This is a genomic window from Microcoleus sp. PH2017_24_DOB_U_A (genome assembly GCF_020738205.1).
GTDB lineage: Bacteria > Cyanobacteriota > Cyanobacteriia > Cyanobacteriales > Microcoleaceae > Microcoleus.
In genome coordinates this window covers 34,142-47,173 of sequence record NZ_JAEQCT010000072.1, presented here as the reverse complement: position 1 = coordinate 47,173, position 13,032 = coordinate 34,142, and the positions used below count along the sequence as shown (strand labels likewise).

The window sequence follows — 13,032 nt, the reverse complement described above, 5'->3', positions numbered from 1 at the left end:
AGTTATGCGAAGCTTTTACCAACTAACAATGGTCTCGCATCCCCACGGAAGCGGATTGTTTTTAGAACGAGGTTTAAATCGCACGCTTCTAAAAACTGTGTTGTCAACTGTCAACTGTCAACTGTCAACTGTCAACTGTTTAACCCATCACGCTTTTTTAATTGCCAGACTCTTGATGTAATCTTCGGGCTTGTCCGGGTTAAATTCTTTGCCGTCGAAGAACTTCTCAACACCACGAGTCGATTTTGCCGGAATGTCAGCTTCAGCAACTCCGGCTAATTTAGCCGCAGCTTTCCACAAATCTCCTCGGTTGACTTTATCGATGATTGTCTTAGAATCTGCCAAGGTTTTTGTTGGCAAGAAACCCCAGCGGACGCTTTCGGTTAAGAACCACAAATCGTGGCTCTTGTAGGGATAGGAAACGTTGCCGACTCCATCATTCCAGTACAGCGTACTCATTTTGAAGTCGTTGATTTCGGGCTTGCCGTCGCCCATGATATACTTGCCTTCATAAGGAGGAAGCAACACTCCAGGAGCTACGTCAAAGAAGTTTTTGCCAGAAACAATCGACACCAATTCCGCACGATTTTCTGGTTTGTCGCACCACTGCTGCGCTTCAATTATTCCTGCTAACAGCGCTTCGGTAGCTTTGGGGTGTTTGTCTACCCAGTCGCCGCGAATTGCGAGGTATTCTTCTGGATGTCCTTTCCAGATTTCCGCAGTTAAAGCGGACAAGAAGCCAATTTTTTCTTTGACAATCCGTAGGGGCCAGGGGTCACCTGTACTGAAACCGTCCATGCTGCCGGTTTTCATGTTGGCCACGGTTTGGGCCGCCGGTACTGTTAGCAACTCGACATCTACGTCGGGATTGATGCCGTTAGCGGCTAGCCAGTAGCGAATCCATAAATCTTGGTTGGCTTTGGGAAAAGTGTAGGCTGCTTTGAAGGGCGTACCTGCTTTCTTGAGTCCGAGGATGTAGTCTTGGGCGGATTTTTCTAGTTTGAGTCCGAGGCCTTTACCTTCGTGTTTGGCAGCGATCGCAATTCCATTTCCCTGAGTGTTTAGCTGTAACAGCACGTACATTGGGATGCCGGCTTTATTCTTGGTGATCAGGCCTTTGCTAATCAAGTATGGCATCGGCATTTGCCACTGCCCGCCATCTATACCACCGCCTGCTGAGCCGATTTCTACGTTGTCTCGGGCCGAACCCCAGTTGGCTTGTTTGGCGACTTTGACATCTACCATGCCGTATTTGGCAAAGAAGCCTTTTTCTTGGGCAATAATTAAAGGCGCTGATTCGACGATCGGGATATATCCCAATGTAATCTTCGTGCTTTCGATGCCTTCTACTCTTTTCTCGTTGGCCACAGCAACTGCTGATGTGGCAGCAGGGGCTCCTCCAGCCCCACCAGCACCACCATCAGCAGTTCCACCGGGTTCGGGGGGATTTCCCAAACAGCCTTTGAGCAGTATGGAACTGACGGCAGATGCACCTGCTGTAACTATAAATTTGCGCCGAGAAAAATTTTCTGAAAATTTGGTCATAGCCTAGCCTCGCTCCAATACATAATCTTCTGTAACGACATCACTGAAGTTTATCAAAGCACTTTATTGCTGTTCGCTAAATTAGGCTTAGAGAACTGTTTTAAGCGCAGGTTGGCAGTAAGGATGAAAAAACTTATGGTAACAATAAGTTTTTATGATATCCCTGCTGATTTGACTCTTTTGATTAACTCAATATTGCGATCGGCCAAGTTGTGTTAACTCGCCAAAAGCGAGTTCTACATTTAATTGGCTTGTTTATTCAGTTTACCGTACTCTTGCTGTGATTATAAAACAAATATTAAATTTAAATTATAAGTAAATGTTTTAGGCAGTTGTTCTCAATAAGTAGCCGTTTTTTTTGCAGGTCGGGTTTTAATTCGCGCAATATTTGCATAAAATTCCTTTGCTTATAAGAGTTTTAGCGTAATACCCTCTGAGGGGGTTCCCACCTCATTGTCAATAAGCCGGAAATTAGGCTGCCACCACTCATTAATATTACTTAATAATTCTCTAATTTTTGGCAAAACCAGAAAAAAGTATTCTGCGATACAGAATTATGGTACAATAATGTTATGCAGAAAATTTATCATCAAAAACAGTCGATCGCCCTTAGGGATTGAAATGGCGATCGGGAATTCAAATCGTGCGATCGTAAAAACCTGTACAAAGCCACCCAACAGCAGTATTGGTCGAGTCTGGTTTGTCGCCACCAAGAACCCAGGCAGGCCCTCTTGGCGCAGCCCCTTGAATCTACATTACTGACAGCGTTGCAGATACATCCTCGCAACCATATCCCCAGGATTAGCTTGCAAACATTTATCAAACAGTTGAAAGGCAGTCTCTTTATCCGAGGAATGATAGAAAACGATCGCCTGTTCAAAAGTGCTTTTCATGGCTAACTTCCCCTCTCGCAATTCGGGTAAATCTGCATCGAAAACCTCATACACAGCTACCTGTTCGGACTTCCCCTTGACTCGAACGCGATCGATCAAACGAATGTGATATTTTCCCGGATTTTTCAATACCATAAATGTGCGATTGCTAATCAACAAAGGCACACCGTACTGTTTGGTTAATCCCTCCAAACGAGATGCTAAATTCACCGCATCCCCGATCGCAGTACCATCCATCCGAGATGCACCACCCACCGTTCCTAGAATTAATGTCCCAGTATTAATACCAATCCCAATTTTAATTGGCGGACGTTCCGGTATCGTGCGCGTGGTATTATAGTCAGCTAGTCTTTGTAGCATCGAAATTCCACCCCTAACTGCCCCATCTGCATCTCCACTAAATAAAGCCATAATTGCATCACCAATATATTTATCAATAAACCCATGATTTTCAATAATTGCTGGTTCCATCCGAGAGAGATAACCATTAATAAACTTAAAATTATCATCCGGCGTCATCATTTCTGATAGACTTGTAAAATCTCGAATATCAGAAAACAACACCGAAATTTCTTGCTGAATATGTTCGCCTAATTGAATATCAAGAAAACTCGTTTTTTCCAATAACTGAAGGAACTGACGGGGAACAAACCGTAAAAAAGATTCATTGAGTGCTTGCAAATAACTTTCTTTTTCTTGAAGTTCCGCAATTAGTTTAGCTTGCTGGCGAGTCAGCGCTTCTAACTCTTGATTCATTTCTAGAAGTGTAGCATTTTTTTCTGCCAGTTTCTTATCTTGAATGTAACTGTGAACTGCTTCTGCTACCGTTAGTCTTAAATCTTCATTATGCCAAGGTTTACCGATGTATCGATAGAGTTTAGCGTATTTGACCGCATTAGTAACCGCTTCAATAGTAGCTTGACCCGTCAGCATTACTTTCAGCGTTTTTGGGGAAAGTTCGTGAACGCGGCGCAAAAGTTCGTCTCCCTTCATATCCGGCATAATGTAATCGGAAATAATTAAGGGAATTTCATCTCCATCTTCAAGTAATTCTCCAAGCAATTCTAACGCATCCTCTCCCCCTTCAGCGATCTCGACTCGATACTCTTCTCCAAATGATTTTCTCAATTCCGCTTTCAAACTCGTCAAAATGGTAATTTCATCATCTACACAAACAATGACAGGTTTTTTTGCAACTTTTGTCATAGTTTTTATAATCCATACTTGACGATATCGATCGACTGATTGGGCGACCAGGGTTTAAAGAAACATTTATCTACCTTAGCTGCTGCATAAGCCCGCTCGATAGCTTTTTTATCTGCTTGTCCTGTCAATAAAATTTTGACAATTTTAGTAATTTTCTCATTAACTGAAATTAGAAATTTGTCGCCTTTCATTCCGGGCATTAGCCAATTAGAGACAACCAATAAAATGCTAATATGATGTTTATTTAATTCATCAATATTTAGCGCTTCTTCAGCATCTTGGGCAAATTCATAAGCATAGGAACTGCCTAGTGCTTTTCTCAATTTGGCTTTCAAACTTTCCAAAATTACAGTTTTATCATCAACACACAAAATAACGGGTTTAGACATGGTAGTTAATCAGTTGACGGTTGACGGTTGACGGTTGACGGTTGACGGTTGACGGTTGACGGTTGATAGCACTTGACAAAGGAAGGAAGAGAATTGGAGGAATGAATAGTCTGATTTTAATTTCTCTCGATCGGGCTTGGGGCTTTAAACCAATTCTTTGCGGTAACTGTTGGCGGAGCAACCCGCGACGCAAATCAATTGCTGAACCATTGTTTAAATTGATGTTAATCGGTTTAAATATATGCTTGATTTGTTGAATTTTAAATTGTAGACTAATATAGTTCGGGGCTTTTTTGTGGTTAGAGGCGGGTTTGTTTAACCTGTTTGCGCGCTTTGGGATATTGATTAATCTGCCCCTACAGATTGTTGAAAATGATGCACGATTTCAACCAGCACGAATCGACTGGACATGATATTAGTTGCTAACTTTGTCAGACCTGATGGATCTGAATGTAGAGATACCTAATGGAGTAGAGACAAGAAAATGATTCCTGAAGCAGAAACTTCATTATCTTTACAACTGCTTTGCAGTATATCAGAATTTTTTTAATTTGGTTGATATTTATAATTTATTTTGAGTATTAATTCTTGATTCTGAGCTTGACTTTGGCTTCGGTGTATGTATATAACAATAATTGTTTTTTTATCGGAATAATTTACCGCAGAGGATGCAGAGGGAGTGAAGAGAGAGATGAATAATAGCGATGCTAACGGAATTGATATTACGCGATCGCACTTTTGATAATAAACCATCATTGGTTTGTAGTGAGGAATGCGAGTCAAGCGTCATGGATGCGGACTCGCATTCCTCACTACGAACCTTTAGCGAAGGCTGAATCCTATTAGTTTGGCGGATCGAAGCGGTTGACAGATAGCGCAACACCGATCATTGGTAGGGCGACGCCGAAGCAAATCAGCCACTGATCTAGGTTCATTGGAGCTGTCTCGAAGATGCGATTGATAAACGGAGAATTAGCAAAGATAATCTGCAAAATTACAGCTACGACAATGCCGACACCGAGGGCGGGAGCTCCGCTAACTTTTTCCTGAGAACCGCTAAATTTAGCCATCAAAGAAGGTAACAATTGGCTGAGACTCAGTAGGTAAAAAATTCTGCCCATTACTAAAGCTTGAATCGCCATTGTTCGGGCTAGTGGCAAAGTTCCCCAATCGGCTTGACGCACCCATTCAAACATTCCGAAAATTATTGTCCAATTGTACAGAGAAATAGCTAAGATGCGTTTGATCCGATTTTCAGTCAGGAAAGGTTCGTTGACTGGGCGCGGCTGCTGTTTCATCACTCCGGGAGACTTGGGCTCGAAAGCAAGGGGCACAGTCATGGTGATCGAGTTGAGCATATTCAGCCAGAGGATTTGTAGCGACAAAATCGGCAATTCTCGGCCGAGTAGAGTGCTGAGCAAAATTGTCATTGATTCTCCGCCGTTGACTGGGAGAATGAAGCTGATGGATTTAAGTAGGTTTTTGTAGACCGATCGCCCTTCTTCTACCGCAGATTCGATCGACGCAAAGTTATCATCGGTCAAAATCATGTCGGCGGCTTCCTTAGAAACCTCCGTACCGCTACCCATTGCGATGCCGATATCGGCTTGTTTGAGGGCGGGGGCGTCGTTAACGCCGTCTCCTGTCATCGCCACAATTTCGCCTTTTTGCTGCAAAGCTTCTACGAGGCGCAGTTTTTGTTCTGGGGCGACGCGCGCAAAAACTGAGCCGGCTTCTACGGCTTCGGCGAGGGCATTTTTGTCCATGGCGGCGAGTTGGGCGCCGGTGTAGGCTACAAGTTCTCTATTGTGTTTGGTTTTGCGGAATCCCATGCGGCGGGCGATCGCCTTAGCTGTAGCAATGTGGTCGCCGGTAATCATTTTAACTTGAATGCCGGCGGTTTGGCAGGCTTGGACGGCGGCGATCGCAGAGGCCCGCGGCGGGTCGATCATGCCTTGGAGTCCGAGGAAAACTAGCCCTGATTCTACGTCTGAGTGAGCAACGGATCCCTGTTCGTGGGGAACGATTTTTTTAGCAAAAGCTAGGACGCGCAAGCCTTGATCGGCCATTGCATCGACTTGGTGGTGGATTTGCTGGCGATCGACTTCTGTCGAATTTCCTTCAGTGTCGAGACTCTCAGCGCAGCGGGTGAGAATTGATTCGACGGAACCTTTGACATACAAAATTTTGTCGCTTGTCGGAGTTCGATGCAGTGTCGCCATGTATTGAAACTGAGATTCAAAGGGAATTGAATCGAGGCGCGGCATGGATTTTTCCAAGACTTGCTGGCTGAGTTCTGCTTTTTTACCTGCTGCAATTAAAGCTCCTTCTGTCGGATCGCCGACGACAATCCAATCATTATCTTTGAATTCTAAATGAGAGTCGTTGCAGATCATTCCGGCTTGCAAACATTCTTGCAAAGCTGGAGATTGATTGACACTAATTGGTAGTTGGTTGAGTTCAATGTCGCCTTCTGGACTGTAACCTGTACCTGTAACGGAGTAGGATTTGCCACCAGAATAGATTTCTTGCACTGTCATCTGATTTTCTGTCAAAGTTCCGGTTTTGTCAGAACAAATGACTGTGGCGCCGCCGAGGGTTTCTACTGCGGGGAGTTTGCGGACGATCGCGTGTTTGGCGGCCATCCGGGAAACACCGACGGCGAGGGTGACGGTAATGACGGCGGGGAGGCCTTCGGGGATGGCGCCGACGATGAGGGCGACTGCTGGTTCGACTGCTTCTTTAAAGGCTGAAACTCCGGCTGGGACTGGTCGCCCTAAACGCACTGCAAAGGTCAAGGTTGCCATTGCGAGGACAAATAGCAGCCAGTTTTGACTGAATTGATTAAATTTGCGGGTGAGGGGCGTGGTGAGGTCGATGTGGCGATCGAGCAATTGGGAGATTTTGCCGGTTTCGGTTTTATTGGCGATCGCAATTACGATACCGCTACCTTGGCCGAAGGTAACGAAACTGCCAGCATAGGCCATGTTATCGCGTTCTGCGAGCGGCGTTTCTTCTGGCAAAACCAAGTTTCCCGCCTGTCCGAGTTGTTTTTCAACAGCAACGGATTCGCCTGTAAGTCCAGATTCATCTATTTGCAAGTCGCGGACTTTCACTAAGCGCAAATCGGCGGGTACTTTGTCACCGGAAGTCAGGGTTACTAAGTCGCCCACAACAAGTTCTTTTGAGGGAACTCTTAATTTCTTGCCACCTCGAATGACTGTGGCTTCTGTGGTAACAGCTTTAGCTAGGGCATCGATTTTTTTCTCAGCCCCAGCTTCTTGGATGAAACTGATAATAGCGTTGGTAGTTGTTACGCCCCAAATTACGCTGGCATTCAGCCATTCTCCAATCAGTGCTTTGATTAAACCGGCACTCAGTAAGATTATCAGGAGGGGTTGGTTAAATTGCAGTATAAATTTTAACCAGGCTGGTTTCCCTGCTTTAACTGTTAGTTCGTTTGGCCCGAATTTTTGTTGGCGACTGGCTGCTTCTGCTGGATCGATACCGTTTTCCAGATTGGTTTCTAATTGAGTTGCAACTTTGGATCTTTCTAAGTAGTGCCAATATTGCTCTGCTACGTCTACATCGTTGGCGGCTTTTGCTGGCATAATTTTTCCTGGATTTTTGTTGTTTGGCGAGCTTTCTTTTATCGATATTGAATGAGCGCGCTCAATACAACTCCTCGCTCGTTGGAGCGTGAATATATTGAGCGACAAGAGGGTTGATTAATTGTTTGAAGGCGTTTTGACTTCAATCTATCTTACAGCAGATGTGTCTGTCTTTGCCAATTGGTTTGGGAAATTCTTTTCGGTGCTAAATCTTTTTTGGGAGTTTTCCGAACAGGTAAAAAAAGCTACTCAACTTCTTGACAGATGGCAAGTTTTAGGTTGTATAGATTCCTGAACAATTTAGCATAAACAGTTTGATTTCCGTACTCTGTAACTGTCAACTATCCACTGGTATATGTCTTCCTTGTCTTGTTTATTTGGCAGTTTTCTGCTGTGAGATTTTCCGACTGTCGCCCTGCGCCCACGGGCGATCGCGAGTGCGCGCGTGTTACAACCTAGGCTAAGGAACAAAATTGTGATCTCATGGAAATAGTGGTAACGCTGCTGCTGGGTTCGGCGCTGTTTGTCTGGGGAATGCGCGCAGGAAAGGCGTTAGTGCGATCGGGAGTGACGGCTAACGATCTGTTTAAGGGCCGAAACTCGATCGCCCTGCTGTTTTTGGGTTTTTACTTTGGCTTGCTGCTGCTGGCGTTAAATCTGCCTCAAATGCCTGTTTTGCCGATCGAGTGGCGATTCCACGGGATGCGAGTAACTTGGACTCTGCTGCGGGTGATGTTGATGGGAGTCTGCGGTATTGCGTTTACTGTAAGTTGGCTGACGGCGCGATCGCAAGTAATCGCAGTAATTTTAATTGGCTTGTTGGGATTGGGAGGATTTACCGGTGCTGAATCGTATTTTATGGCACCAATTTATGCTGATTTAATCGATAATTTGCAGCCAAACGGTGTATTTCGGCAAACATCTAGCAGCAGTTGTGCACCGGCGGCGCTAGCAACCGTGTTGAGGCGTTGGGGAATCGAGGCGACGGAATCGAGTGTAGCGCGTTTGGCCGGCACGAGTCGCTTGGGAACTTCGATGCCGCAGTTAATTGTAGCAGCAAGAGCTTTGGGTGTAAGTGCAGTGGAACTGCGGCCGACTTGGGAGCAAATGCAGCAAATTAATCGCCCTGGAGTGCTGGCGGTTTGGCTGTTTGACGGCCCTCGGAAGTTACCGCACGCCGTGGCTTTGCTGGGAATGAATGACAGTGTAGCAGCGATTGGAGATCCGGCGCGGGGCAGGATTTTCTATTTAGACAGGGCGACTTTTGCCATGATTTGGCGGGAGGAGTACGTGCCGATTTTTCGTGCTACGGATATGTTGTTAAGTGACAAACAGGCTGTTAATTATTTGACTAAGTTAGGATATAATTCTGGGAATTTAGCAGCAGATATCGAGCGCTTTCAAACAGACAAAAAAATGAAAGTCAGCGGCAAATTAGATAGAATGACTGAGTTAATGTTGAGCGGCCCTTTCTTGGAAGGAGTGCCGAGATTGGATGGAAAATAGTTATAAAAAATACCGCGCTCAAGTTTGTAGTGAGGACTTCAGTCCTCTTAAGTTTCTGAGGACTGAAATCCTCACTACAAACCCGGGCTTTTAGCGATATTTCCTAATATTATAAAGAGCGCTGAAGCGCAACTACGTACCTAATTTGTCTAACGACAATAAAACCACCCTGTTTTTTAAGGGGGGGGTTAGGGGAATCGGTTTTCAGTTAAGCGTATTATATCATAGCATTCATCAAATATCTCACAAACAAATACCAGACCAACTATCAATTGACTGAGTAGATTTAACCACATTCATCCCCGCCTGCGCGAATCTTAAAAAAGCCGCATCTGCTTGTTCAGTAAAATCAACAACACCAGGAACAACCACCGGCGAAGTACAATCTTCCAACAAATAAACCTTCCTAGCCAACATAGAATCCCGCGCCACAATTTCAGTCAACAAATCATCAATCGTCCAAGCAACACAATGACTCTTCGCTTGTCCCGCAATAATTACCGCATCAAACTCTAACAACTTATCAATAAACCCAGCATTTTTATGAGCAATCGGATTTCCGTCGGCCCCATCTAAGACTTCCGGCTGCAAAACCGAATAGTTTTCAGTTAAGGGATTCCCACCTTTAATCTCAAAAAGTGCTTGACTGTGGCGCGCCATACTGTGAAAAAATATCGCTTCTTCCACCGCAGAAACCAGGGCGTGTCCAATCCCACCCAGCATCGAGTGATACGGCCAAATTGTCAAGGGAAATTTGCCATTGTCGCTGAGTTTCTGTACGTAGTGAAGGCAGTGTTTTTGTAGTTCCGCATAATTCCCACCCGCGATGCTATCGGCGACGGCTGGGTTGACTTTCCAAATTCCTTGCTGCACATCTTCCAGAGTAATTAATGTGGCGGCGGGAATGGGGTTTTCGCCTGCATCATCGATCCAAAATATGGGATGAAAAATTTGCATGGCGGTGTGCGTATCCATTGTCGGCGCAATCGTGGTAATTGCGTTTAAGTTGCGGTAGATGAATTCGCATAGGCGCAGGTTGTCATCAACAGCACCGCTACCGGAACGCCCGCCGACAAATAGTTCAAATTCCGGTACGCAAAATGTATTTTGGGCATCAATTATTAGCAAACAAATTCGCTTTTCGTCGCTAGCTGCTGGCTGAATACTATGTTTTAAAGCCCAATTATTAGCTTCAGTCGCTCTTTCTTGATAGGGAACTCGCCAGATTTGACTGATTTTATGGGCATCGAAATATTCTGGAATTGGGAGTTGTGTTTTTGTGGTCATGGTTGATATGTTCAACAGTTGACAGTTGACAGTTGACAGTTGACAGTTTGAGAGCTACCTCTACCTAGAAGGAAGAGGATTGGAGTAATGAATATTCTGATTTTAATTTCTCCCTCAAGGGGAGAGGCTTTCAACCAATTCTTTCTGGTAAGTTAACAACTGCTATATAATGCTGGTATCTATTTATTTATCGGTCAATTATGGAGCCAGAAGCAAGTCAGATTTCTAGCAGCTATACTTTTAAAAGCAGATTGTTGTTTTTGTCGATCGCCCTTGCAGTCCCTCTGTTAATTGTAGCAACTAGATCCGCCTACGTTCAAGGACTGTTAAGAGCTGTTTTAATCCAAATCGAGCATTTAGGCGTCTGGGGCCCGATCGCCTTTATCGCTACCTACAACTTCGCTACGATACTATTTATACCTGGTTCCGTGCTGACCTTGGGAGGCGGAGTGCTGTTTGGGCTGTGGTGGGGTTCCATATACGTATTAATCGCCGCCACCTTAGGGGCGACCTTTGCTTTTCTGATCGGGCGATACCTGTCGCGCGATCGCGTGGTAAAATATATGGAAGCTCACCCAAAGTTTCAAGCCCTCGATCGCGCCGTTGCTAAAGAAGGATTAAAAATAGTCTTTTTAACTCGTCTTTGTCCTTTATTTCCGTTCAATTTATTGAATTACGCTTTGGGGATTACTCAGGTTTCTTTGAAAGATTATGTATTAGGTTCCTCCGGCATGATTCCGGGAACCGTGATGTACGTTTACTCAGGTTCTTTGGTAGGAAATATTGCTGCTATATGTACGGTAAATCAGCCTGCAAATCCTCAAGCCGAACTTGTAAAATGGTTGATTAATATCATCAGTTTTACGGCTGCTGTCGCCGTCACCGTCTATATAACTAGGATTGCTCGCAAAGCTTTAGATGAAACTATTTAATTAGGAAGATTTGCTCATGTCGCAGTCAAAAGTCGATCGCGTAACAGTCCCCCCGATGGACGAATACAACCAAAAATTAGTCTCCTACTTGCATCCGCCGGATTGGGTAAACCCGCAGCCCGCTAGCAGCTACAACTTAGTAGTAATTGGCGCGGGCCCCGCCGGATTAATTGTGGCTGCGGGCGCGGCTGGCTTGGGTGCAAAAGTGGCTTTGATTGAAAAACATTTGATGGGCGGCGACTGTTTGAATGTCGGTTGCGTGCCTTCAAAATTACTGATTCGATCGTCTCGTACTGTCGCCGATATTGGGGAAGCAAGTAAATTTGGGGTTAGCGTTCCTAACGGTACAGAAATTGATTTTTCAGCCGTAATGGCAAGATTGCGGCGGATTAGGGCGGGAATTAGCGATGTTGATTCTGTGGAACGCTACCAGCACACTTTAGGAGTGGATGTTTTCCTAGGTTCCGGTCGCTTTACTAGCAATTCTACCATAGAAGTTGCAGGTCAAACTCTTAAATTCAAAAAAGCAGTAATTACCACAGGCGCAAGGGCGCTAGAACCGCAAATTCCCGGTTTGAAGGAAGCTGGATATTTGACAAATGAAACTGTATTTAACCTCACAGAAAAACCTCAGCGTTTGGCGGTAATTGGCGGTGGGCCGATCGGCTGCGAATTAGCCCAATCTTTTCGGCGCCTGGGTTGCAAAGTCGTGTTGCTGCACAAAAATGCTCAGATTTTGGACAAGGAAGATGTCGATGCTGCTACCATTGTGCAGGAAGCTTTTGTCAGGGAAGATATTCAATTAATTTTAGACTCAAAAATAGAGCGCGTTGAACAAACAAATGCAGGCAAAGTAGTTTATTATCAATCTCAAGGTAAGGAAGCGTCGGTAACGGTAGATGAGATTATTGTCAGCGTAGGGCGATCGCCAAACGTGGAAGGATTGAACCTAGAAACTGTCGGCGTGGAGTACGATACAGAAAAAGGCGTCTTTGTCAACGACAATTTGCAAACAACCAATCCCCGCATTTACGCCGCCGGTGACATTTGTATGAAGGATAAATTTACCCATGCTGCTGATTTTGCCGCCAGAATGGTCATCCAAAACACCCTGTTTTTCGGACGCAAAAAGCTCAGCACTTTGACGATACCTTGGTGTACTTATACTAGCCCAGAGGTGGCGCGCGTCGGAATGGGCGATCGAGAATTGCAAGCCGCGGGGATTGATGTCGATACGTTTTTGATTCCTTTCGATACAGTCGATAGAGCAATTATAGATGGTGAAGATGAAGGTTTTGTGAAAATTCACGTCAAGAAAGGCAGCGATAAAATATTAGGTGCAACTATTGTGGCGCGACACGCGGGAGATATGATTAGCGAGATTACTTTAGCAATGGTAAACAATATTGGTTTAGGAAAAATTGCCAGCGTCATTCATCCGTATCCAACGCAAGCCGATGCGATTCGCAAAGCCGGGGATGCCTACAATCGTACTCGCTTGACTCCCTTTGTGAAAAATTTGTTCAATAAATGGCTGGCTTGGACGCGGTAAAAAATGCCATTATAATTTACGCACAAATTGTATCTAATCTTGTGGGATGGGCTTCTAGCCCGTCCGAAACATAAAAGTTAAAGGTGAAACAAATTATGTATGTTGATGTTT

At 44.8% G+C, this 13,032-nt stretch carries 8 protein-coding genes; 3 read left to right on the top strand and 5 right to left on the bottom strand.

Annotated elements, in window-relative coordinates; translation table 11 throughout:
- Nucleotides 1–147 precede the first annotated feature (147 nt).
- The 4 genes from JGK07_RS20740 to JGK07_RS20720 all read right to left on the bottom strand — a co-directional run bounded on the left by JGK07_RS20740 (nt 148) and on the right by JGK07_RS20720 (nt 7,644).
- The gene (locus JGK07_RS20740) at nt 148–1,545 is read right to left on the bottom strand and encodes a CmpA/NrtA family ABC transporter substrate-binding protein (protein WP_293210926.1); all 1,398 of its coding nucleotides are present in this window, start codon (nt 1,543–1,545) and stop codon (nt 148–150) included.
- Nucleotides 1,546–2,300: 755 nt separating this feature from the next.
- On the bottom strand, nt 2,301–3,644 hold the full coding sequence (locus tag JGK07_RS33235) for an adenylate/guanylate cyclase domain-containing protein (protein ID WP_366934318.1): 1,344 nt from the start codon (nt 3,642–3,644) through the stop codon (nt 2,301–2,303).
- Nucleotides 3,645–3,649: 5 nt separating this feature from the next.
- A complete protein-coding gene (locus tag JGK07_RS20725) occupies nt 3,650–4,033 on the bottom strand; it encodes a response regulator (protein WP_293176957.1) in 384 nt (127 codons plus the stop codon).
- A gap of 842 nt (nt 4,034–4,875) precedes the next feature.
- Nucleotides 4,876–7,644: an HAD-IC family P-type ATPase gene (locus JGK07_RS20720; protein WP_293242791.1), complete on the bottom strand. Its 2,769-nt coding sequence runs from the start codon at nt 7,642–7,644 to the stop codon at nt 4,876–4,878.
- 483 nt (nt 7,645–8,127) lie between these two features.
- On the opposite strand from JGK07_RS20720, the gene JGK07_RS20715 reads away from it, so the two are divergent.
- On the top strand, nt 8,128–9,150 hold the full coding sequence (locus tag JGK07_RS20715) for a cysteine peptidase family C39 domain-containing protein (protein WP_293242788.1): 1,023 nt from the start codon (nt 8,128–8,130) through the stop codon (nt 9,148–9,150).
- A 243-nt stretch (nt 9,151–9,393) separates the two neighbouring features.
- Here the strand turns inward: JGK07_RS20715 and JGK07_RS20710 are convergent, their stop codons facing one another.
- Nucleotides 9,394–10,437 carry an isochorismatase gene (locus tag JGK07_RS20710; protein ID WP_293242785.1) on the bottom strand — a complete coding sequence of 348 codons (1,044 nt, stop codon included), beginning with the start codon at nt 10,435–10,437 and terminating at the stop codon, nt 9,394–9,396.
- 200 nt (nt 10,438–10,637) lie between these two features.
- Between JGK07_RS20710 and JGK07_RS20705 the strand changes: the two genes are divergently transcribed.
- Both JGK07_RS20705 and JGK07_RS20700 read left to right on the top strand, forming a co-directional pair.
- Entirely contained in the window at nt 10,638–11,369 is a 732-nt protein-coding gene (locus JGK07_RS20705; RefSeq protein WP_293191436.1) for a TVP38/TMEM64 family protein, read from the top strand.
- 16 nt (nt 11,370–11,385) lie between these two features.
- Nucleotides 11,386–12,921: a mercuric reductase gene (locus tag JGK07_RS20700; protein WP_293242782.1), complete on the top strand. Its 1,536-nt coding sequence runs from the start codon at nt 11,386–11,388 to the stop codon at nt 12,919–12,921.
- Nucleotides 12,922–13,032: the final 111 nt, after the last annotated feature.